This is a genomic window from Phytohabitans rumicis (assembly GCF_011764445.1).
GTDB lineage: Bacteria > Actinomycetota > Actinomycetes > Mycobacteriales > Micromonosporaceae > Phytohabitans > Phytohabitans rumicis.
Genome location: NZ_BLPG01000001.1, coordinates 315132 through 338356 on the forward strand (window position 1 = coordinate 315132; position 23225 = coordinate 338356).

Here is a 23225-nt window from a genome sequence, read left to right on the forward strand (position 1 = left end):
GCGAAAAGGCGGCGTTGTACCGGCCGCGGCGAGGGCTTAGCGTGATCCGGCGGTCTGGCATCTCACCAGGCGTTTGGGGGCACTGTGGCTTTCGTCCCGCTCGCGCAGAGGCTCTCCGGAAACGCGATTCCGCTCGTGCTCGCCGGCCCGATCCTTCGGCACGTCGCCGCCGACCAGGTCACCGTCTTCGTCGCGTTGCGCGAGGCCCGCACCGTCACCCTGAAGGTGTACGCCGGCACCGGCGGCATTCGCACGACGGTGTTCGAGGGAAGCCGGGCGACCGTCCCGCTCGGGAGCAGCCTGCACGTCGTCGCCGTCACCGCCGCGAGCTCCCCGCCGGTGGCGAAGCTGGTCCCCGAGACCACCTACTACTACGACTTGGACCTCGGCGGCGGGCTGACGCTCGCGTCCGCGGGGGTCCTCGCTCTGGCGGCGACCACGAACCCGCTCGCCCTTCCCGGCGCCGACCTGCCGAGCTTCTCGCTCGCGCCCGCCGCGCTCGACCAGGTACGGCTGGTGCACGCGAGCTGCCGCAAGCCGCACGGCGAGTCGATCGACGCGCTCACCGCGCTCGACGACATGATCGCCGAGGCCGGCACCGACGCGACCACGCCCGCGTTCGCGCGGGCCCGCCCGCACCAGCTCTTCCTGACCGGCGACCAGATCTACGCCGACGACGTGGCCGACGTGCTGCTCTACCTGCTGGTGGACGCGGCCTCGGCGCTGCTGGGTTGGCAGGAGACGCTGCCCGGCTCGAACGCGGCACTGCTCACACCGGGTGCGCGGGCCTCGCTCACGCTCGCCGCCGGCCTGACCTCCGGGATCCCGACGGCCGGCTACCCCAAGAGCCACCTGATGCGCTTCGGGGAGTTCGCGGCGATGTATCTGTTCGCGTGGTCGCCGGTGCTGTGGCCGGCAGACCTGCCGACGGACGCGGACGTGGGCACGGCGACCAACCTGACGGCGCTCGGGCGCGAACGGGCGCGGATCGCCTCGTTCCGGACCACGTTGCCGGTGGTGCGCCGGGTCCTCGCCAACGTGCCGACCTACATGGTCTTCGACGACCACGAGATCACCGACGACTGGTACATGAACCGCCGTTGGGTGGGGCCGGAACAGGCGGCCCGGCGGCCCACGGGCGGGCTGCTCGACAAGCCGCTCGGCCGGCGCGTGGTGCAGAACGGGCTGCTGGCGTACGCGCTGTTCCAGGCGTGGGGAAGCACGCCCGAGCAGTTCGCCGCGACGGGCACCGCGGGTGAGCCGGGCCGGGCGCTGCTGGCGGCCGCCACCAGTTGGCGCGGGACGAGCGGCGACGCCCACGACACCGCGATCGCCACCCGCGTCGGCCTGCCGCCCGCCGCGCTCGCGGCCAACGCCACCGCGCTGACCAGGCCGGCGGGCGCGCTGCGCTGGCACTACCGGGTCGCGCCGGCCGGTGGACGCTACGAGGTGCTCGCCCTGGACTGCCGGACCGCCCGCGCGTACCCGGTCGGCGCGGACACCCGCGCGGCCGGGCTGCTCAGCACCGCCGCGATCGCCGAGCAGGTGACCAACCAGCCCGACGACCCGAACCTGCGCGTCACCATCGTGATCGCCCAGACGCCGGTGCTGGGACTGCCGTTCATCGAGGACAAGCAGCGGGCCGCGACCGGCGACGACGTCTGGGCGAACGACGTGGAGGCGTGGAGCCTCAACGAGGACGCCTACCAGCGGCTGCTCGGCGCCCTGGCGATCCGGCGCCGGCGGGTCGTGGTGCTGTCCGGCGACGTCCACTACACGTTCGCCGCGCGCATGACGTACTGGGCGACGCGCCCGTACGGGCAGGCACAGCAGGCGGCGCCGATCGCCGCCGCCATCGTCCAGATGAACTCCAGCGCGTTGAAGAACCAGACCTCCGACGCGTTGTTCGCCGACACCATCCGCCTGCACACCGGCGGATACAACCAGTTCTTCGTCCAGAACGTCGGCCGGCGGCTCGATCTGGTCTGCTGGGCGACGCCGCAGACCAGCAACCTCGAGGTCGGCGGCGGCGGACGGCCGATCAGCGCCAGCCGCTGGCCACCCGGCTGGAACGGCACGCCCGCGGTGGTCGACCTCGCCCGGATGCCCAGCGGCAGCCACGTCGCGGTCCAGCCGGAGTGGCGTTACCGCGTCGAGTACCTGCGCGGTGAGAAACCGGCTCCGGGCCAGGACACGCCGATGCCCACCCTGACGAACCTGCCCGCCGACGCGGCGGCTCGGACCACGGCGGTGGCCGGCGTGCACGCCGCGTACAACGCGAACCTCCGCAACGACGAGGGTCGCGACATCGTCGGGCGCAACAACGTCGGGGAGCTGCGGATCGAGCTGGACGGCGCCGGCGTGCCCCTGCGGGTGGTCCAGCGGAGCTGGTGGCGGTTCCGCGACGAGGTGACCCCGGAGGCGACGACCACGTTCACGGTCGGGCTCGACCCGGCGACCCCGACGGCGCCGGGGCCGCTGCCATGAGCGGCAACCTCGGCGAGGTGCTCGTCGCGGAGCTGCGGCTGCTGCTCGCGCCGCTGGCCGACGCCATCGACGACGACCTCGCCCTCGAACGGCTCTTCTACGACCTGGGTCTGGACCTCGGCGGGCTCACCGCGTTCCCCATCGGGGAGCTCGCCCAGCTCGGCCAGGCGGTCCAGACGGCGCTGGACGCCCTGGACCAGATCCCGCTGCCGCCCGACGGCCTGGACGACCTGGCGCCGGTGCTGGAGGCGACCGCCGCCATCCCCGCCGCGGTCGAGGCGATCGGCGAGATCGCCGGCGCGTTCCCGGCCGGGATCGATCCGCCGCTGGACCCGGTCCAGCTGGTCACCGACGCGCTCAACCTGATCGTGCTGCGCTACCTCGAACGCCGCGCGCGGTTCGCGCTGCCGCTGCTGGCGCTGCTCGGCGTCGTGCGGGCGCGCACCGACGCCGAACTTGCCCCGTACACGGTCGACGCGGACACCGGCCGGGTGCTGCGCTTCCCGCAGGCCACCCCGATCGTCGACTTCGCTCAGCTCGGCGCGCTGCTCAGCGACCCCGTCGACGCGCTGAAGCGGTCGTACCTCGGCGACCAGGAGGCGGCGGCGCTGCTGCTGGCCGGCGAGCTGTTCCCCCGCCTCGACGATCTCGTCGCGCCGTTCGGCGGTGGCGTGTACGTGCTGGATCCGGCCGACCTGGACGCCGGCACGCTCGGCCCGGCCGGCGCGACGCTCGCCGGCGCCACCGCGATGCTGCTGGTACCGATCGGGCCGGACACGCAACCGGGCGAGACGCTCGTCGGCGCGATCATCACGCTGTCCCCCGCCGACGCCGGCGGTCTGGGGCTGGTCATCACCCCGGTCGGCGCCCTCACGCTCAGCGTCGAGGCCGGCGGGTGGACGGTGACCAGCGAGATCCAGGCCACCGGCGGCACGATCGCGTTCAGCTTCTCCGAGGTCGTCGTCAGCGGGGCCGGTGCGGAGATCGGCGGGTCGCTGACGCTGGAGCGCGGCGGGGCGGCCGGCCCGGCGCTGCGGCTCGGCGGCGAGGACGGCACCCGCCTGGAGATCGGCACCGTCCGGCTGGGCGCCCACCTGCTGCTCGCCGCCGACGCACCGCCCGACGCCGGGTTCCTCGCCGAGGTCGGCGGCGCGGCGCTGGCGATCGCGGCGGGCGACGGCGACGGCTTCCTGGGCAAGATCCTCCCGCCCGGCGGGATCGTCTGCGAGTTCGAGCTGGGCGTGGGCTACTCGACCCGGCGCGGCCTGTACTTCAAGGGCTCCGCGCGCCTACAGGTCCAGATCCCCGTGCACGTGAGCTTCTTCGGGATCATCGACCTGGAGACGATCGACCTGATCGTCGCCCTGGCCGGCGCCGCCGGCGATGGGCAGGACGAGCAGTTCCGGATCACGCTGACCGCCGCGGTGACCGCCGGCGCGCACCTCGGTCCGCTGGACGCCAGCGTCGAGCAGATCGGCGTGGACTTCCACGTCACCTTCCCCGAGGGCGGCGGCAACGCCGGCCCGGCGAACCTGGCGGTCGGGTTCCACCCGCCGATCGGCGCGGGATTGGTGCTGGACGCCGGTCCGGTCACCGGCGGCGGCTACATCCTCGCCGACCACGCCAACGGTCGGTACGCGGGGATCCTCCAGCTGGAGATCGCCGACACCCTCTCGGTCACCGCGATCGGGCTGGTCGCCACCCGCATGCCCGACGGCCGGGAAGGGTTCTCCCTGCTGGTCATCATCGCGGTGGAGTTCCCGCCGATCCAGCTCGGCTACGGGTTCACGCTCAACGGCGTCGGTGGCCTGCTCGGCGTGAACCGCTCGATGGCGGTCGAGCCGCTGCGCAACGCCGCCCGCACCCGGGCGCTGGACTCCGTGCTCTTCCCGCCCGACCCGGTCGCCAACGCCACCAAGGTCATCCGCGACCTGGAGGCGATGTTCCCGGTCACCGAGGGCCAGTTCCTCATCGGACTGATGGTGGCGATCGGCTGGGGCAGCCCGACCCTGATCAAGGTGGAGCTCGGCATCATCCTCGAGCTGCCCAACCCGATCCGGATCGCGCTGGTCGGACGGGCCACCATCGTGCTGCCGACGGAGGACGCCGCCGTCGTCGAGCTGCGCATCGCCGTCATCGGCATCCTCGACTTCGGCGCCAGCGAGCTGAGCGTCGACGCCAGCCTGTACGACTCGCGGGTCGCCGCGTTCGCGATCACCGGCGACTTCGCGGTCCGGCTCAACTACGGCGCCTCCCCCGCGTTCGCCCTCTCCGCCGGCGGCTTCAACCCGCGCTTCACGCCCCCGCCCGGCTTCCCCGCGCTGGGGCGGGTCGCGATCAGCCTCGCCACCAGCGACAACCCGCGCCTGCGCGTCGAGGCGTACATGGCGCTCACCCCCACCAGCGTGCAGATGGGCGCCCGCCTGGAGGTGTACGCCGAAGTGGACCTCGGCGCGCTCGGCCTGTGGTCGGTGCTCGCCTTCATCGGCTTCGACGCGCTGGTCTACCTCGCACCGAAGTTCAGCTTCATCGTCGACGTCGCCGGCGGTGCGTCGATCCGCCGCAACGGCAAGGTCCTGTTCGGCGCCGAGCTGTCGCTCACGCTGTCCGGCCCCGAGCCGTGGCACGCGGTCGGGTACGCCGAGTTCGAGTTCCTGTGGGCCAAGCGGCGGATCGGCTTCGACGAGACCATCGGTCAGGAGCCGCCACCGCCGTTCATCCCCGCCGCCGACCCGGTCGTGGACCTGATCGCCGCGCTCGGCGACGCCGGCAACTGGTCGGCGCAGCTGCCCCGCGGCGGGCCCGGCAACGTCACCGTGCGCGACCCCGGCGACGTCACCGGCGAGCTACTGGTCCACCCGCTGGGCGCGCTCGACGTCGCCCAGAAGGTCGTGCCGCTGAACGTACGCATCGACCGCTACGCGGAGGCGCCGGTCGCCGAGCAGTCGCGCACGCTCGCCGTCGCGGTCACGGTCGCGGGGCGCCCGGCGAGCGGCGAGACCGTCCGCGACGCGTTCCCCGCCGGCCAGTTCTTCGCGCTGTCCGAGGACGCCAAGCTCACCGGCGAGCAGTTCCCCCAGCTGCCGAGCGGGCTGGCTGGCGTACGGCTGCCCGCCGGCACGGCCACGGTCCCCGCGGCCGTCGACGCGAGCGACCGGTACGAGACCGCGGTCGTCAACCCCACCAACGGGCGTCTCACCCGCGGCCTGCCGGCCTATCTGTTGCCGGCCGCCACCCTCGACGCGCTCGTCGACGCCGGTGCCGCGGCGCGGGCACCGACCCGGGCGACCGGCGGTGCGGCGTTCGCCGGCGCCCCGCTGGGGATCGCGGTCGCCGAGCCCGCGTACCGGATCGTCACCGACGACGCGATGGCGCCCGCGGCCGGCACGGCCGGCTTCGCCTCCAGCTACGAGGCCGAGGCTGCCCGCCTCGCCACCGCCGCCGGGGCGGGGCTGCAGGTCGTCGGCTCCCACGAGGCGGCCACGCCATGAGCCGCCGCTACCTGCCGTGGTGGCGCCAGGGCGCGGCGGCCCTGGTCACGGTCGCCGACGCGCCCGGCCTGCCCAGCCGCGCCGAGCTCGCGGTGACCGCGACCGTCAACGCCGGTCCGGCCGCGACCGTCACCGCCCGCCTGTACGGGCCGGGCGAGGTCGGTGGCATCGACGCGCGCCAGGTGATCCGGACCGAGCCACCGCCCGGCACCCCCGACTTCGAGCCGAACTACTTTCCCGCCGTCGAGCTGGACGCGCCCGACCTGCCCTGGGCGTTCACCCCCGCGACGGCCAACGCCGCCGGGCAGCTGCGCCCCTGGCTGGTGCTCGTCGCGGTCCGCCGCGCCGCCGCCCGCCTGGACCTCGGCCGCCAGCCGCTGCCGGTGCTCGGCATCGACGACGCCGGCGCCGAACTGCCCGACCTCGCCCAGTCGTGGGCGTGGACGCATGTGCAGGTCACCGGGACGGGCACGCCGGCGGCCATCCTCACCGGCGACGAGCCCGCCCGTACCCTCGCCCGGCTGTTGTGCCCCCGCAAGCTCGACGGCGACACCGCGTACGTCGCCGCGCTCGTGCCGGCGTTCGCGCAGGGCGTCCAGGCGGGGCTCGGCCAGCCGGTCGACCCCGGTCCGGTCCTGCCCGCCTGGGACGCGGGCACGACCGCCGTCGAGTTGCCGGTCTACTTCTCCTGGGAGTTCGCGACCGGCCCGGTCGGCGACTTCGAGGAACTGGTCGCCCGCCTGCGCTTCCAGGGGCTCGACGCCGACGCGCTCGCCGGCCTGCGCGTCGAGGTCACCGGCCAGCCCGCCGGGATGCCCGACGCCGGGACGATCCGCGTCCCCGGTGCGCTCGGAAACGGCGGCGACACGCCGCCACCGGTCGACCCGGCGGTCCCGGCCCGCCTGCGGGACCTGCTTGAGATCCCCGGCACCGCGCCGGTCCATCCCGACCTGCCGGTCGCGCTGCCCGCCTACGCGCGCTGGCACGCCGGGGTACGCGCCGCGTCCGCGCTCGGCGGCACCGGCTGGTTCGCCCAGCTGAACCTGCACCCCGCGGCGCGCGCCGTCGCCGCCCTCGGCACCCGCATCGTCCAGGACCGGCAGGAGCAGCTCATGGCGGCCGCGTGGGCGCAGGCCGGCGAGATCGAACGCGCCAACCGGCTGCTGCGGCAGGGCCAGTTCGCGCGCGAGGCGAGCGCCGGGCTGCACCGCCGCCACCTCGCGCCCCTGCCCGACGCGACCGTGCTGGCGCTGGCCGGGCCGGCGCACACGAGGCTGCTCGCCGGCGGCGGGTTCACGGTCGCCGCGTGGGTCGCGGCGCGGCGGGTCCCGGCCGGGCTGTTCACCGTGGCCGCGCGCCGTATCGCGCGACCGCGCGGGCCGTTCGCCCGGCGCTGGCCGACCGGGATCGCCGCGCTCATCGCGCGCGCGAACGCCCGCGACGGCGGGCCCGGCGGCCCGCTCGTCGGCCGGGCTCCCGACCGGCCGCCGGGGATGGTCAGCACCGACCAGATCGGCGAACGTTTCGACCTGCCGCGCGTGTGCACCACCGGACCGGAATGGTGGCCGAAGCAGCCGGGGCCCCGGCGCGAGCCGCATCGCGGCCTGGCCGCCGTCACCCGCAAGGTGCTCGCCGAGCACGCCAAGGGGTTCGGGCCGTGCTCCGCGCCGCCACCGCCCGACCCGCTGCCGGTCGCCGACCTCGCCAAGGCGGTACGCACCGGGCTCGACCCGGAGCGCGCGGTCACCGCTCGCATCCGCGCCCGCCTCACCCTGCCCGCCGGCTGGTCGCCGCCCGACGCGCTCGAGCCGGTCCTGGCCGCGCCCGAGTTCCCCACCCCGATGTACCGCGCGGTCGCCGAGCTCGCCCCCGACCTGCTGCTGCCGGACGCCAACGCGGTGCCGGGCAACAGCGTCTGCCTGGTCGGCACCAACCCGTGGTTCGTCCAGGCGGTGATGGCCGGCCTCAACCACGAGATCGGCCGCGAGCTGCTGTGGCGCGGCTTCCCGACCGACCAGCGCGGCACCTGCTTCCGCCGCTTCTGGGACCGCGCCGGCGCCGTGCCCCGGCTGGCCGGCGACCGGCTCGACGACATCCGGCCGATCCCCGACTGGCCGCTCACCCAGCCGCTGGGCGCGGCCGGGCTGCCCGACGGGAACGGGCCGGCCGCCTCCCAACTCGTCCTGCTGGTCCGGGGCGAGCTGCTGCGCCGGTATCCGCGTACCACCATCTACGCCGCCAAGGCGGCCTGGCGCTCCGGCGCCGGCGGCGACCCGACCCTGCCGGACGGCGCCCAGGAGGAGCACCCGCTGTTCGGTGGCTCGCTCCCACCCGACGTCACGTTCTTCGGGTTCGGGATCAGCCCGGCCGACGCCCGCGGCAGCGACATCGACCCGGGCTGGTACATCGTGTTCCAGCAGCAGCCGACCGAGGCGCGCTTCGGGCTCGACGTCGGCGCGCCGTCCGCGCCGACCGGCACGTGGGGCGACCTGTCCTGGGCGGACGTCACGCTGTCCGGCTCCGGCCACGCGCTGCTCGGGGCGACCGACCCGATCACCGTCGACCCGGCCGCCGACGCCCGCGGGCTGCACTTCACGACGGCGGCCACCAGCGCGCAGATCGCCGCCATCGTCGAGCAGCGCCCCTACCGCGTGGCGGTGCACGCCGCCGCGCTGTTGCCGGAGCCGCCGCCATGAGCACGTACGCCGAGCACACCGCCCGCCGCGACCAGTCCCGCGCCGCCGCCCGCGAGGTCGAGCGGGTGGAGGAGGCGCTGCGCGCCGCGCGGGACGAGCTGGCCCGCCTGCTTACCCAGGTGCCGCCCAACGCGCGCGCGATCCTGGCGGTGCAACGGCGCATCAGCCAGCTCACCATCCAGCTCGGCGCGGCACGGGCGGCCGCCGGCGCCACCCGCCACGCGTACGAGGCCGGGCTGGACGCGCTGCCCGCGAGCCTGGATCCGGCGGTGCCGCTGCTGCTGCTTCCGGTCCGGCTGGAGACCCGCATCCGCGCGCGCACCGACGGGGCGGCCGGTGACGAGCTGGTGGTGCGGGTGTACCCGGACGACGTACACCTCGACGCCCACGACCCACGGCTCACCGCCGCGGAGGTCCAGCTCGGGCGGCACTACTGGCGGCAGCGCTGGGCGGTCGAGGCCGGCGCGGCGCCGGACGCCGAGCAGCAGTCCCTGGCGGCCTGGCGCCAGCTCACCGGCCGCCTGGGCCCGGCCCGGGCCGCCTGGGTCGCGCGCGTGCTCACCCCGGCGAACCTGCCGCCCACCGCCGGCGCCGAGCCGGACCTGCCCGATCCGCCGGTCCGCCAGCCCGGCGACGAACGCGCCGTGCTGGCCGCCGCGCTGCCCGACCGCTGGGTGGTACGCGTCTGGCGTGGCGGCGCCCGGCTGGGTGAGGCGCGCGGCGAGCTGATCCCCCGGCCGCTGGTCGCCGGCCCACCCACCGACGAGGCCGGGAGCCCGCAGTCCTGGCTGACGGAGCTGCCGGCCGCGATCGACGCCGGCATGGCGGTCGTCGTCCGGCCCGACACCCCCACCGCCATCGACCGGGTCGACGTCACCGCGTTCGGGGTGCGTGCCACCGACACCGCCGCCGAGGCCGCCGGGCACCTGCGCGACCTGCTCGACGCGCACCAGTTCGCGCCGCGGCTCGGCGGTGTGGGGCTGGATCTGGTCCCGCAGGGCACACCCACCAACAACACTCCGGCGGCGCGCGCGCTCGCCCGTACGGACCCGTCCAGCGGTCGCAGCGCCGCCGCCTGGACCGGCCGGCCCGTGGCCGCGCGCGGCGACGGCTCCGACGCCGACCTGCTCGCCGCCGCGCTCGGCCTGCCGGACCGCGACCCGCGCCACCCCGGCGACTCCGACCGGTTCGTCCTCGGGCGCCTGGAGCACGCGGCCGGCGCCGACCAGCGGGACGTCGCCGCGATGGCGGCGGTCACCTGGCCGGCGAGTTGGGGCTACTTCCTGCGCCAGTTCCTTTCCGGCGTCGAGGGGATCGAGGCGGACGCGGACCTCGGCGGGTGGCGGCGGTTCGTGCTCGACACGGTCCGCGGCCGCGGGCCGCTGCCGGCGCTGCGCGTCGGCGATCAGCCGTACGGCGTCCTGCCGGTGCTGCCGAGCGACCGCTGGCGGCCCTGGCCGGACCAGCCCGAACTGTTCGCGGTGACGCTCAACCTCGCCGGTGGCATCGCGGAGGCGTGGCTGCTGGTCAGCTGGGACCTCGACGCGCGCGGGGCCTGGACCGGCGGCTGGGTCGGGCCCGCGCCGCTGCCCATCGACGCGGGCACCGACGGGCTCGCCGCGGGCGCCGGCGACCTCGACGGCGACGGGCACGCCGAACTGGTCGTGCTCACCACCCGCCGGGCCGGGGACGCGGTGTACCAGGTCGGCCAGCGGCTGGACGAGGACGGCGTACCGGGCCTGTGGACCGGCCCGCACCCGCTGCCGCCGCCGGCCCCGGGCCGGACCCTGATCGGCGGCGCCGCCGGCGTGGCGGTCGCGTCCCTGAAGGGCCGTCCCTCGCTCGTGACGGTCACCCAGGAGCAAGCCGTCCTGCCGTTCCCCGCGCCGAGCACGGTCGTACGCGTGGTCACCGACCTCGCCCCGACGGCGGCGGCGGGCGCTGGTCGGCCCCGGTCGAGGTGCCCGGCAGCGGTGCCGGCATGCGGCTGACCGGCGCCGCCGCCGGCGACCTCGGCGGCGGCACCGATCTGGTCCTGGCGTACGTGCGCGCCACCGCCGCCGGCCCGGAGCTGGCCTACCGGGTCGGCAACAGCCTGGACGACGGCGGCGGCGTACAGCGCTGGAACCCGCCGCAGGCCGTACCGGCCGCGCTCCACGGTGGACAGACGCTGCTCGGCGCCGGCGTCGCGCTCGCCGACCTCGACGGCGACGGGCGCGCCACCGACCTGGTCGTGCACACCGTCGTGGAGGACGGCGGGCAGCAACTGGCCCGCTACGCGGTCGGGCTCGCGCTGGACGCCGGCGGGACACCCACCGGCGGCTGGCACGGCCCGTACACGGTGGGGATGCCGTTCGCGGGCACCGGACCGGTCATCGCCGCCGGGATCGCCGCCGCCGCGGCCGGCCGCAGCCCCGCGGTCAGCACCGCGACCGCGACCGGCCTGGTCAACCTCGCCGAACGCGCGCGCGGCGCCTGGCGGGCCGGTGTCGTGGCGGTCCCGCGCGTCGGGCGCGCCGCCGACCCGACCGACGACCTGCTCGACCTGCTCGCCACGGACGCGGTGTCCGGACACGTACGCGTGCGCGGCCTGCTCGGTGCGCAGCTGCTCGCGAACATGTGGCTCGCCGCCGGCCGCACCCTCGACCTCACCGGGTACGCCCAGGACCTGTGGCAGGCGAGCCGGCCGTTGCCGGAGACCTGGGGGCTGCTCGACCCGGCCGCACCCGGCGCCGGCAACCCCGCCGGCAAGCCGCGCCTCGGCCGGGCCGCGTTCGAGGCGCAGGCGGTCACCTTCCCCTGGGCGCTGGCCGGCGACGGCACCTCGGCGCCCGACTCGGCCAGCGCCCTCGCGTTCGCCGCCAAGGCCGGCCCCGGCGACCTGCACGCGTGGACGCTCCCGGCGGACGCTCCGCTGCTCAACCGGCTCGCGCGGCACGCCACCCTGCAGGCGTGGGCGGACGCCGCGCTCGCGGTGTGCCCGCCCGACGGCGGCCGCGCCGACCTGCCCCCGTGGACCGAGCCGGAGCTGGTCGACCTCGCCGACCTGCGCGATCCCGACCCGGTCACGCCCGCGTCGACGCCGACCGCGTGGCGCCACCTGGACCGCGCCCGCCTGCCCCGCAACGACCCGCAGTGGCCGGGTGAGCCGCCGGTCCAGAAGGTCCTGGGCGAGCTGCTGCGGCGGGCTGAGAAGGGCGACCAGCTGGCCGCGTACGGCGCCGGCGGGCGGCGCGTGGTCGAGCTCGCCGAACTGCGCGCGGCGCTGCGGTGGTTGGCGACCCGCCCGGCGGACGTCCTGGCCCGGGCGCTCGGCGAGACCCTGGACGTGGCCAGCCACCGCCTCGACGCCTGGCTGACCGCGATCGCCACCGACCGCCTGCGCGCCATGCGGCGGGCCCGGCCGGCCGGCGTCCAGCTCGGCGGGTACGGCGCCGTCACCGACCTGCGGGCCCGCACCCGGCCGGCGTCCGAGGGGTACCTGCACGCGCCCTCGGTCGGCCAGGCCGCGACCGCGGCGGTGCTGCGCTCGGGGTACCTGACGCACGCCGGCGCGCCGCTCGGCCAGCGCCTCGCGCTCGACCTCACCTCGCGACGGGTGCGCCTGGCCGTGGAACTGGCCGCCGGCGTCCACGGCGGCCACCAGCTCGGCGCGCTGCTCGGGTACCGGCTGGAACGGGCCCTGCACGAGCGGCCCGCGCTCGGGCTCGCCCGCTACCTGCCGGCGCTGCGCCAGCTCGCGCCGCTCGCCGCCGGCAAACGCACCCCGGTCCCCGCCGGCACCAGCGTGGACGCGATCGCCGCCCCGGTCGTCGTCGACGGGCTCGCGCTGCTGCGCGCCGCGTCCACGATCCCGTGGGGCGGCAACCCGCCGGCGCCGACGTCGCGCTGCCCGCCGCGGGCAGCGCCGACCAGGCACGCCTGCTGGAGGTGCTCGCCGAGCTGCGCGACGCCGTCGACGCGCTCGGCGACCTCGGCGTCGCCGAGGCCGTCCACCAGGCCGTCCACGGCAACGCGACCGCCGCCGGCGGCGCGCTGGACGTCCTCGCCGGCGGGGAGGTGCCGCCCGCCGAGCCAGCGGTCATCCGCACCCCCACCGCCGGCATCGGCGTCACCCACCGGCTGCTGGTCACGCTGCCCGACCCGGCCGACAAGAACGTCGCTGCGGCGGTCGCGCGGTGGGGCGGCGGCCAGCCGCGCGCCCAGGCGATGCCGCGGCTGGACGCGTGGGCCGCCATGCTGTTGCCCGACCCCGGCCAGGCCCGCTGGCGGGCGAGCTGGCACGAACCGGGCGGCGCCCAGCTCGCCGCGGAAACCTTCACGCTCGCCGCGCTCGGGCTGTGCGCGCTCGACCTGGTCCAGCTCGCCGCGCAGCCGGTCGGCAGCGACGCGGTGGACGCCCCGGCCGGCGCCCGCGGGGAGTTCGAGCGGCTGCTCGCGCTGCACGCCGCGGCCAGCGCGCCGGCCGCCGCGGCCGGCGGCGCCGTGCGCCTCGACCTGGAACGCGACCCGGGCTGGCCGGCCGGCAGCTACACCATCGGCGAGGTGCTCGAGGTCGCCCGCGCCGCCCGGGAACTGCTCGCCCACGGCCGGCCCGCCGCGGCCGGCGACCTTGCCGGCCCCGCTGGCCTCCGCCCCGACGCCGGCCACCAGACCGGTGACCTGGCCGGCCCGGCCATCGCCGCCGCCGGCGCGCTCGACACCGCCATCGCCGCGCTGCGCTCCCCGTTCCAGCTGGACGACCCGGGCGCCGGCCACGCGGTCCTCGCCGGCGCGTACCCCCAGCTGCCGGCGGCGACGTTCGACACCGTGGACAACCTGCTCGACCTGCCCACCCACCTGGACCCGGCGCCCGGCGTGGCCGCCACCGGCCTGCCGGCCGCGGGCGACGCGGACGCGGTCCGCGACGTGCTGCGCGGCCTTGCCGGGTTCGGGCTCGACGGCGCCGCCCCGGCCAGTCCCGCCGGCAGCGGCGTCGAGGACCTGGCGGGGCTCGCCGTGCAGGCCCGCCAGGTCGCCGCCGCGGCGACCGGCCGGGCGGCCGCGGCGCAGGAGGCCGCCGACCCGGCCAGCGCGCTGGCCGCGCTGTTCGGCCCCGCGTTCACCGTCGTGCCGGAGCTCACCGTGCCGGACCCGGACGCGCTCGCCGACGGGCTCGCCGCCCGCGCCGGCGACGCCCCGGAACCGGCCGTCGCCGACTGGCTCGAACAGGTCGCGTACGTGCGCGCCGGCGCCGCCCGCCTCGCCGACCTGCGCCTGCTCGCCGAGGCCACCGGGAGCGACGGCGCCGGCCTCGCGGTCGCCCAGTTGCCCACCCGTCCCGGCGACTGGTGGGCGGCGCTGCCGGACCCGCCCGGCCAGCGGCTGGGGCGGGCGCGATCGCGCTGGTCCTGGCGGGCCGCCCGGTCGATCCCGCCGCCCGGTTCGCCGGCCTGTACGTCGACGAGTGGGTCGAGGTCGTACCCGCCGCGACGCACGACACCGGGTGGTCTTCCACGCCGACGCCCCGGGCGCCCGCGCACCGCAGGCGCTGCTGCTGGCGTGCGCCGCCGACCCCGCCCGCCGCTGGGACGACGAGGAGCTGGAACACGTGGTGCTCGACACCCTGGAGCTCGCCCGGCTGCGGGCCGTCGACGCCGGCGTCGGGCCCGCCGGCGCCCCGCCCACCGGCCACTGGTTCCCCGCCGTCCTGCTCGCCCGCAACACCGGCGGCGATCCGCACGGCGACACCGTCGCGACCACCCTGCCGCTGGCCCCGCCGCCCGTACCGCCCCACCCGTAGGGAGCCGCCATGGCGTCGATCACCAGCTGGCAGCGGCTGGAACCGGTACCGCGCGACCCGGCGATGCCCGGCCTCGCCGGGCGCGTGGCCGATCCACTGTGGATGCTCGCCCGCCAGTGGCAGGTCGGGGAGCTGACCGGCGAGGACACCGGATCGCCGGTCCGGGTCGACCTCACCGTCGAGATCGCGCACCTGAGCCGCTACCGGCCAGGCGTACCGGACGGCATCGCCGGCAGCCCGCTCGACCGCACGCTGCCCCTGGAGGCGGTGGTCGAGGCCGAGCCGCCCGCACCCCCCGGCGACCAGCGCGCCGCCGCGGTCGCCGGCGCCCGGCTGCTCGCGCTGCTCGGCCCGCTCGCCGTACAGGTGCGCACCGGCCTGCTCGCGGCCCACGCCATCGACCCGCCACCCGCGTACGCCGATCCGGCGGTAGGCCGCCGCGCCGAGTTGCTGCGCCGCCAGGTACCCGACGGCCACAAGCTGCACGCCGCGCTCGCCGCCGCCCACAAGGCCGGCGACGTCACCACCGCGCTGCCCGGCCTGGACCGCCGCGACCAGGCCGCGCTCGCCGCCGCCGCGACCGCCGCGACCGGCTGGCTGGACTGGTACGCCACCCGCGCCGTCCCCGCCGGAGGCACGCCACCGGCGTGGCGGCCGGACCGGCTGGAGTACGAGCTGTCCGTGGCCGCGGCGGGCGCCACGTCGGCCGACGAGCGCGTGCTCGTCGCCAACGACCACGACGGCGGCCGGCTGGACTGGTGGTCGTTCGAGCTGCACCAGGGTGCGACCCTCGGCGCCAACCGCGACGCCGCGCCGGACGAGGTGACCTCCTCGACGCTGCCGGCCGGCCTGGTCCTCACTGGACTGCCGGCCTCCCGCTTCTGGGAGTTCGAGGCGGGCGAGGTCAACCTCGACGCCGTCTCGGCCGCGCCCGAGGACCTCGGCCGGCTGCTGCTCACCGAGTTCGCCGTCGCCTACGGCAACGACTTCTTCCTCGTACCGGTGGAAGTGGACGCCGGCTCGGTGGCGTCCGTGCGCGGCCTCACCGTCCGCAACACCTTCGGCGAGACAATCCCGATCCCCACCGCCGCCGACGCGGACCGCACCGCCGGCCGCGCCCCGTTCCGCCTGTTCCAGCCGACCGTCGGCGCCGGCGGTACCCCGGGCGGCGCGGTGCCGCTGCTGATCCTCGTGCCCGGCGCGGCACCCGGCCTGGAAGGCGAGCCGGTGGAGGAGGTGCTGCTGGCCCGCGACGAGATGGCCAACGTCGCCTGGGCGGTCGAGCGACGCGTGCCCGGACCGGACGGCCGCGCGGCCGAACGCGCCGAGGCGCTGCACCGGGCCACCCCGCAGACACCGATCGCGGACGGTTCCCCGCACGCGCCCTCGCTGCACTACCAGCTCGCCACCGGCGTTCCGGCGAACTGGCTGCCGCTGCTCCCCCACCCGACCGCCGCGTCCGGCGCCGCCCGCCCGGTCCTGCGCCTGCGCGGGCCCACGCCCACCGGCCGGCTGCTGACCCCCGGCACCGAGATTCACGCCGAACGGCTCGGCCGGACCGGCGTGACCCTGCACCGGCGGGCAGAACGCGCCCGCGCGGGCGACGGCCGCACCGTCGTCTGGATGAGCCGTCGCCGCGCCACCGGCCGCGGCGAAAGCTCCAGCGGGCTGCGCTTCGACCAACTGTCCGCGGACGCCGACTAGAGCAGGGTCGCTCCCCCGGCTCAACCGCTCGCCACAGCCGGCCGACCTCACACCCGCATGAACGTGAAGGATGTGGGTCACGGATAGCCCGGGACCTCGCGGCCGGACATGCCGGATACGTCCACGCGGCCACCCCGATCATCGACGCCAACAAGGTTCAAGATCGAGTTCTGAGCTACCGCGACGCCCGTCGCGGCCCAGGCCGTCGCTCCCGCGGCCGCACCCTCCGCAGTCCACAATCGACCCCGGCGGGCGGCGAGATCTCTATAGACCAGAGACTAGTTTTGGACCCCATACCTGAGCGGCATATTTATGACTGTGAGGTATGCGGCCCAGAAACCAACCTGGCCCTTGAAGTGGAACGTGTTCTAATTTAGGCATGGGTGGCTGCGTTGACGGCTGGGCCGACACGGCGTTCCGGGAAGTGCGCGAGGTCTTCGAAGCCACCTTCGCCGACGGGCGGAACCTCGGCGCCGCGGTGGCGGCCTTCGTGGGTGGCCGCGCGGTGGTCGATCTGTGGGGCGGGCTGGCGGACGCGCGGACCGGGCGGGCGTGGGAGCGCGACACGCCGGGCGTGACGTTCTCCTGCACGAAGGCGATCACGGCGACCGCGGCGCTGCGGGTGGCCCAGGAGACGGGCACCGGCTGGGACGCACCGGTGGCGGCCTGGTGGCCGGAGTACGCGATCGCGGGCAAGGAGGCCACCACCCTGGCCGACCTGCTGACCCACCGGGCCGGGGTGCCGGCGTTCGACCGGCCGGTCACCGTGGCGGAGGCCGCCGATCCCGCGGCGATGGCGGCGTTGCTGGCGCCGCAGTATCCGGCATGGGAACCCGGTACCGGGCACGGCTACCACGCCCTCACGTTCGGATGGCTGGCCGGCGAGTTCGTCCGCAGGCACACCGGCGCGACGGTGGGCCAGTATGCGCGCCGTCACCTCGGTCCCGAGCTGTGGATCGGGGTATCCGGGGCGGACGCGGAGCGGACGGCACGCGTCGCGTCCCCGCCGGCCGAGGAGATGGCGTGGTCGGCGGAGGCCGGGCCGATCGACGCGGCCACCGTCGCCCGGATGGCGCAGGCGTATCGGGACCCCGCCTCGCCGTTGATGCGCGCCTCCGCCAATCCCACCGGGTCCTACAACAAACCGGAGGTACTGGCCGGCGGGTGGCCGGCGACCGGCCTGGTGACGACCGCTCGTGCGCTGGCGCGGTTCTACCGCGACCTGGCGGCCGGTGCGCTGCTGGCACCCGGACTGCTCGGCGACGCCATCCAGGAGCGGGTGCGCGGCAGCGACCAGGTGCTGCTGCTGGAGAGCGCCTTCGGGCTCGGCTACATGCTGCCCTCGCAGAATTTCATCCTGCCCGAGCCCGCCCGGCGGACGGCTTTCGGGCACCCGGGCGCCGGCGGCGCGGTCGGCCTCGGCGACGTCGACAACCAGGTCGCGATCGCCATCATCCCCAACCTGCGCCGCGACTGGCTCGCCGGCGACCGGCGCGCCTACGACCTCATCGCCGCCGTCTACAACGCCTTGTGACGACGTACCGCCGTCCAGCACCTCGACCTGCCCGACGATAGCGGCACGGCGGGTGAGCCTACCCGGGGAATGAGTCAAGGCGTCCCGCTGTGCGCCCGGCGAGACCGGTACGGCGCCAGGCGATGCGGTCTCGAATGCCGGCGGCGGCTGCGTCGGCGCCGGCCCCGGCGGGATGGGCTCGTAGTTGTTGATGGATTCCCGGGGCACCGGTACCAGCCCCGCGATCCCCTTGACGATGCACCGCGGTCCGGGCTCGTAGAAGTGGTCGATCGTCATGACCATCTCGCCGGTGGCGTCGTCCAGCTGCGGGGAGAGGACCAGCAGCGTCCCGTCCGGCACGCTATCCAAGGTCCAGCGCACCTGGACGTGCTTGCCGAGGCCCATGTTCGTGACCAGGATGGTGGCGCCTTGGCCGCCGGCATGGCCGGGCACCTTGCTGCCCCGGTCCGCGGCCGGGCACTGCGCGGCGGGCACCGCGGGCAGCACGACAGCTGGCACGCCCGCCCGGCGCAACTCCGCGTTCACCTCGGCCGGATCACCCAGATAGTTCGCCGTCACCACGACCGTGCCGTCGTCGCTGGTGCTCATCGCGTACGCCGGCACGCCGCCGCCCGGCGTCAGGGTGACCAGCGCGGTCGCCGCGACGCCCATGGCGCCCACCGCGCCGGCCAGGACCAGCCTGCGGCGTGGCACCGGCGGACGCGACGCGGCGGGTTGAGCCGATCCGGCACTGTGCGACCGCTGCGCCACGACCTGCTTCAGTTCGGCCAGGAGCCGGTCTTCAAAACGGCTTTCGACACTCTGGATCATGACCTCACCTCAAGAAAGTGCGTCGGGTTGGCAGCGGGTCCACCAGAGCGCTCGGTGGAACCTTCGAGTTGGCCGCGCAGAAGGCGGCGCGCCCGGTGCAGCCGTACCCGGGCGGAAACCCCGGCGATGCCCAGCGCCTGCGCGGCCTGCGCCACCGTCAGTCCGTCGAGGGCGACGAGTTCCAGCACCGCCCGCTCGCCGTCGGACAGCAGATCCAGGGACTGGTACAGCAGGCGCGCCTGCCGGTGCGAGTCGATGCGCTGCTCCAGCCGCGCGATGTCGTCGTCATCGACAAGGCGGCGCCCGGCCAGCCTGCCCACGGCGCGATGCTCCCGCTCGCCGCGGCGGTACTCGGAAGCCACGATCCGTCGGGCGATGCCGTACAGCCACGCGATCGGCGTGCCCCGCGCTTGGCGGTAGGTGACGGCCGCGTCGATCGCCGCGAGAAACACCTCCGCGGTCAGGTCCGCGACCAGGTACGGGTCCGAGACACGACGCGCGACAAAATTCTGGACGGCCTCCACATATGCCCGGTAGAACGTCTCGAACGCGCCGGGATCAGCCCCGATGCGGGCCACCTCGGCCGCTGGTTCGACTTGGTCATCGGGTCCCACCTGGCCCTCCTCTGCCGTTGACTGGCCTACACCAGTACTTGGTCGCAGCCGGCCAAAGCGTTACCGCGTCAGTCCAGATCCTTGCCGAACGAGCGGACGTCCGGCTCGTCCCGGTAGTGGCCGAAGTCGGGGATCCGCCGGTATCCCGCCGACAGGTACAGCTCGATCGCCTCGGGCTGGCGTCCGCCGGTCTCCAGCGCCATCTGGCGCCGCCCGTGCTCCCGGGCCGACCGCCTCGTCGTCCTCGTAGCGCTCGCGCAGGTCGGCCAGGGCCGCCTTGATCAGCACCTGCGCGTCCGGATCGAGGTACCCGATCCGCCTGATCTCGATCTTCTCCACCGAATCATCCTCCCCGGCTCGATCGACGAGCCGGAGGTGGGGCGAAGGATCGGGGTGCCCCCGCGAAGAGGGCACCCCGATTCACCGCTCAGCTGAACGCCTTCACCTCCAGCAGGCCCACGGAGAGGTTCGGTGCGCTTTGCAGCAGCACGCGCAGGCGCGTGGTGTTCACCGCGGAGAAGTTGACCGTGTTGTATTGGTTGGCGACGACCGGATACCCGCTCGCGCCTGGCACGTCCACATAGGAGCTTCCGGTCCAGTACTGCAACCGCCACGACGCCGGCAGGTCGATTCCCTGGTTGTCGTCGAAGAAGTACACCTGCGCCTGCCGGAGCGTCTGCGCCGAGGACCAGGTGAGCTCGGCCCACTGCTCCCCCTGCTGCGGCCAGGTGCCCCAGCGGTTGCCCTGGTTGGGCGCGCCGGTGTTGGAGCTCGCCGGGTCGCCGCCGGTGTTGATCGCCGCGCAGCTCTCCCACGACGAGGTGAACGAGCACGACGCGGTCGCCTGCGTGGCGAGGTTTCCGCCGCCGGGGTTGCCGCCGCCGCCGACCGTGAGCTGGAAGGTACGTGTCACCGGGGTGCTGAGGCTGTCGTAGTCGCGCAGCTCCACGGTGAACGAGTACGTCCCGGCCGTGCTCGGCGTGCCGCTGATGGTGCCGGTGAAGCGGTCGAGGCTCAGGCCGGCCGGCAGCGCGCCGCCGGTGACCCGCCAGTCGTAGAAGGGCACGCCGCCCTTGGCGGCCAGGGTCTGCTGATACGCCTGGCCGGTCGGCGCGTTGGGCAGGCTGGTGGTCACGATCGAGGGCGCCAGGAACGGGGTGAGGTTGCGGTTCAACGGCCATCCGGCGTTCTCGGCGACCAGCAGAGCCAGCTTCGTCAGCATCCACCGGCGGGTCGGGAAGAGGTGGGTCCAGCCGCCGCTCTGGCCGCTGAGGCGATCCCAGTACGGGGATGTGCCGGGGATGTGGTAGCTGCTGTCCAGTGGAACGGCGCGGCCCTGGTACGCGATGACCTCCGAATCGTTGGCGCCGCTGGTGTTCACGTAGTTGCGCATGCCGGCCCAGTCGCTGTGGTAGGCGACGGCGTGGCCGTACTCGTGCATGACCAGGCCGTGAACGTCGAGCACCGAGCCGGCGATCTCGGTCCGGTACCAGTCCTCGTCGGCGAGCGAGGTGAACAGCTGCTTGCCCGCCTCGTCGTACTCGAAGATCATCGCGGTCGAGCGGTGCAGCGGCCCGGGTAGCTGTTGCCCGTTGCGGGTGCTGTAGCGGCCGTTGGCGGCCGGATAGCCGGTGGAGTACGGCGTCTGGATACCCCGGAAGTACACGTACATGCCGTTGTAGGCCACGTTGTTGGTGACGTTGACGGTATTCTGCCAGTCGTTGCCGGGCAGGTGGTTGGGCTCGGCCCCGGAGGCGACGGTGTCGAACGGCTGCAGGCTGAAGAACCGGAACCAGTCCTTCACGGCCTCTTCGGCGGCGGTCCGGAAGGCCGCGTTGTTGAAGTAGCCGGTGATGTTGTCGTACCGGTAGTCGAAGTTGATGGGGATCGTCGGTTCGAGCGCGGTCTTCTGGTCCTGCTGGACACGGATGGGCATGGTCTGGACGAGTGTGCTGTTGTCCGCGGCCCGGATGTTGAGCCGGAGCGTGTAGAGCTCGTCCGCGCCCGGGGCACGCTTGGAGTGGATGGCCAGCTTGAAGGTCTTCTGCTCGGAGGCGTTGGCGAAGGTGAGTTGTTTGGTGGCGCCGGTGGCGGTGAGCTGGCTGGGTAGGTCCATCATCAGCCGGGAGGTGCCCTCGGCCTTGAGGTCGATGGTCACCGGGAACGGGCCGCTCGCCGGCGGCCGCACGGTCAGTTCGATGTACGGGTTGGCCAGATAGCCTTCCCAGTCGACGAGCTTCACGCCGTAGTCGTTGACGGTCCGGCCGAATCGGTCGACCACAGTGGCCGCACCGACGGCGTGTGCCGGTGTCGCGATCAGAATGAGCGAGGCGAGCAGCGCGAGTACCGCTGCGGGGGTGATGGCGCGTTTCATGTCGGACCTCAGTTCTTGATGCCGGTGAGGGTGACCCCTTCGATGAAGTAGCGCTGCAGGAAGAAGAAGAGCGCGATGATCGGGGCGATGACGGCGGCGGAGGCGGCCATCAGGTAGCCCCACTGGGTGATGTAGATGCTCTGAAACGACGCCAGGCCGATGGACAGCGTGTACTTCTCCTCGTCGTTGAGGTAGAGCAGCGGTCCGAGGAAGTCGTTCCAGGTGCCGATGAACGTGAAGATGGTGACGACGACGATGGCGGGTTTGGACAGCGGCATGACGACCATCCAGAACACCCGCCACGGGGAGGCGCCGTCGATGTAGGCCGCCTCGTCCAGCTCGAACGGGATGGTCAGGAAGAACTGCCGCAGCAGGAAGACGTTGAGCACGCCCCCGCCCGCTCCGGCGAACCAGCTGGGCACCGTCAGCGGGGCGATCGTGTTCAGCGCGCCCAACTCCTGCCACATGACGAAGGTGGGGATCAGCGTCACCGCGTACGGCAGCATGACGCTGCTGAGCAGCACGGCGAAGACCACGTTGCGGCCCCGCCAGCGCAGCCGGGAAAAGCTGAACGCGGCGATCGAACAGGTCAGTACGGTGCCGAGGACGCTGATGACCGCGATGACCACCGTGTTGAGGAAGTAGCGGCCGAACGGTTGGGCGGTCAGCGCCTCGGTGAAGTTGGACCACTGGAACGGGTCGGGAATCCACTGTGGCGGTGCGATGAACATCTGGGTGTCCTGCATCAACGCGCTGCGCACCAGCCACACGAACGGCAGCAGGGTAGGCACCGCGCCGGCCGCCAGTGCGAGGTAGAGCAGGATCCTGGTCCTCATCGCCCGCCCGCCATCTCGTAGTAGACCCAGCGCCGGGCGTTGCGGAACAGCAGGAAGGTCACGACCATTATGATCATGAAGAGCACCCATGCCAGCGCGCTGGCGTAGCCCATCTCGCTTTCCCGGAACGCCTTGCGGAACAGGTAGTAGACGTAGAACAGGGTGGCGTTGTTGGGACCTCCTTCGGTCATGACGTATGCCTGGTTGAATACCTGGAAGGTGCCGATGACCCCGACGACGAGGTTGTAGAAGATGGTGGGAGTCATCATCGGCACGGTCACATGCCGAAAGCGGTGCCACGGCCCGCCCCCGTCCACCGACACCGCCTCGTACAGGTGCTGCGGCACGCCCTGCAACCCGGCCAGGAAAATCACCATCGTGTTGCCGAAGGCCCACGTGCTCATGATGATCAGCGATGGGACGGCCATGTCCTCGTCGTAGATCCACATGCCGGCCGGCAGGCCGCCCTGCCGCAACAACGAGTTGAGCAGGCCGAAGTCCGGGTTGAAAATCCAGATCCAGAGGACCACGTTGGCGATCGCGGGCACGAGGGTGGGCAGGTAGAAGATCGTCCGCCAGACGGGTAGGCCGCGCACCCGCTGGTTGAGCAGCATGGCCACGACGAACGCGACGATCAGGGAAAGCGGGACGGCGCCGAGCGTGTAGTAGGTGGTGGCGCTCAACGACTTCCAGAACAGCTCGTCGTCGGCCAGCGCCGTGTAGTTCTCGGTCCCGATGAACGAGGGGGTGCCGCCGACCTGCCAGTCGGTCAGGCTGAGACCGAGCGAGGCGACCATCGGCCCGGCGGTGAAGATGACGAAGCCGAGGATCGCCGGCACGGCCATGAGCAGGCCCCACCGCCGTTCCAAGCGCCGCTGGCCGGACAGAGCCGCCACC

Annotated in this window: 13 protein-coding genes; 8 read left to right on the forward strand and 5 right to left on the reverse strand. The window is 74.5% G+C overall.

Features of this window, described 5'->3' with window-relative positions:
• The first annotated feature begins 84 nt into the window (after positions 1 to 84).
• The 8 genes from Prum_RS01420 (at position 85) to Prum_RS01455 (ending at position 18412) form a co-directional block, all read left to right on the forward strand.
• Positions 85 to 2487, forward strand: coding sequence for a metallophosphoesterase family protein (locus Prum_RS01420; protein ID WP_173073267.1), 2403 nt, complete (start codon positions 85 to 87; stop codon positions 2485 to 2487).
• Positions 2484 to 5978 carry a DUF6603 domain-containing protein gene (locus Prum_RS01425; RefSeq protein ID WP_173073269.1) on the forward strand — a complete coding sequence of 1165 codons (3495 nt, stop codon included), beginning with the start codon at positions 2484 to 2486 and terminating at the stop codon, positions 5976 to 5978. Before Prum_RS01420 ends, Prum_RS01425 begins: the two co-directional genes overlap by 4 nt.
• Positions 5975 to 8674, forward strand: coding sequence for a hypothetical protein (locus Prum_RS01430; RefSeq protein ID WP_173073271.1), 2700 nt, complete (start codon positions 5975 to 5977; stop codon positions 8672 to 8674). Before Prum_RS01425 ends, Prum_RS01430 begins: the two co-directional genes overlap by 4 nt.
• Positions 8671 to 10665, forward strand: coding sequence for a VCBS repeat-containing protein (locus tag Prum_RS01435; protein WP_173073273.1), 1995 nt, complete (start codon positions 8671 to 8673; stop codon positions 10663 to 10665). Before Prum_RS01430 ends, Prum_RS01435 begins: the two co-directional genes overlap by 4 nt.
• Complete coding sequence (locus tag Prum_RS01440) at positions 10656 to 14456, forward strand: hypothetical protein (RefSeq protein ID WP_173073275.1); 3801 nt, start codon at positions 10656 to 10658, stop codon at positions 14454 to 14456. The genes Prum_RS01435 and Prum_RS01440 overlap by 10 nt, the downstream gene beginning before the upstream one ends.
• A 9-nt stretch (positions 14457 to 14465) precedes the next feature.
• Entirely contained in the window at positions 14466 to 16160 is a 1695-nt protein-coding gene (locus tag Prum_RS01445; protein WP_173073277.1) for a hypothetical protein, read from the forward strand.
• Between the two features lie 379 nt (positions 16161 to 16539).
• Positions 16540 to 17694, forward strand: coding sequence for a serine hydrolase domain-containing protein (locus Prum_RS01450; protein ID WP_173073279.1), 1155 nt, complete (start codon positions 16540 to 16542; stop codon positions 17692 to 17694).
• Between the two features lie 565 nt (positions 17695 to 18259).
• Entirely contained in the window at positions 18260 to 18412 is a 153-nt protein-coding gene (locus Prum_RS01455) for a hypothetical protein (RefSeq protein WP_173073281.1), read from the forward strand.
• An 88-nt stretch (positions 18413 to 18500) separates the two neighbouring features.
• Here Prum_RS01455 and Prum_RS01460 read toward each other — a convergent pair whose 3' ends face one another.
• The 5 genes from Prum_RS01460 to Prum_RS01475 all read right to left on the reverse strand — a co-directional run bounded on the left by Prum_RS01460 (position 18501) and on the right by Prum_RS01475 (position 23224).
• Entirely contained in the window at positions 18501 to 19118 is a 618-nt protein-coding gene (locus tag Prum_RS01460) for an RNA polymerase sigma factor (RefSeq protein WP_173073283.1), read from the reverse strand.
• A 68-nt stretch (positions 19119 to 19186) separates the two neighbouring features.
• Entirely contained in the window at positions 19187 to 19321 is a 135-nt protein-coding gene (locus tag Prum_RS50680; RefSeq protein ID WP_371871174.1) for a hypothetical protein, read from the reverse strand.
• A 224-nt stretch (positions 19322 to 19545) separates the two neighbouring features.
• Entirely contained in the window at positions 19546 to 21492 is a 1947-nt protein-coding gene (locus Prum_RS50685) for an Ig domain-containing protein (RefSeq protein ID WP_246277574.1), read from the reverse strand.
• Between the two features lie 8 nt (positions 21493 to 21500).
• Positions 21501 to 22328 carry a carbohydrate ABC transporter permease gene (locus Prum_RS01470; RefSeq protein WP_173073285.1) on the reverse strand — a complete coding sequence of 276 codons (828 nt, stop codon included), beginning with the start codon at positions 22326 to 22328 and terminating at the stop codon, positions 21501 to 21503.
• Complete coding sequence (locus Prum_RS01475; protein WP_218576942.1) at positions 22325 to 23224, reverse strand: carbohydrate ABC transporter permease; 900 nt, start codon at positions 23222 to 23224, stop codon at positions 22325 to 22327. The genes Prum_RS01470 and Prum_RS01475 overlap by 4 nt, the downstream gene beginning before the upstream one ends.
• Between the last annotated feature and the right edge of the window lies 1 nt (position 23225).

Excerpts from the sequence above, each read along its gene's own strand:
- Prum_RS01440 (WP_173073275.1), top strand. The coding sequence starts at position 10,656 with ATGCGGCTGACCGGCGCCGCCGCCGGCGACCTCGGCGGCGGCACCGAT.
- Prum_RS01430 (WP_173073271.1), top strand. The coding sequence starts at position 5,975 with ATGAGCCGCCGCTACCTGCCGTGGTGGCGCCAGGGCGCGGCGGCCCTG.
- Prum_RS01470 (WP_173073285.1), bottom strand. The coding sequence starts at position 22,328 with ATGAGGACCAGGATCCTGCTCTACCTCGCACTGGCGGCCGGCGCGGTG.
- Prum_RS01425 (WP_173073269.1), top strand. The coding sequence starts at position 2,484 with ATGAGCGGCAACCTCGGCGAGGTGCTCGTCGCGGAGCTGCGGCTGCTG.
- Prum_RS50685 (WP_246277574.1), bottom strand. The coding sequence starts at position 21,492 with ATGAAACGCGCCATCACCCCCGCAGCGGTACTCGCGCTGCTCGCCTCG.
- Prum_RS01435 (WP_173073273.1), top strand. The coding sequence starts at position 8,671 with ATGAGCACGTACGCCGAGCACACCGCCCGCCGCGACCAGTCCCGCGCC.
- Prum_RS01445 (WP_173073277.1), top strand. The coding sequence starts at position 14,466 with ATGGCGTCGATCACCAGCTGGCAGCGGCTGGAACCGGTACCGCGCGAC.
- Prum_RS01450 (WP_173073279.1), top strand. The coding sequence starts at position 16,540 with ATGGGTGGCTGCGTTGACGGCTGGGCCGACACGGCGTTCCGGGAAGTG.
- Prum_RS50680 (WP_371871174.1), bottom strand. The coding sequence starts at position 19,321 with ATGGCGCTGGAGACCGGCGGACGCCAGCCCGAGGCGATCGAGCTGTAC.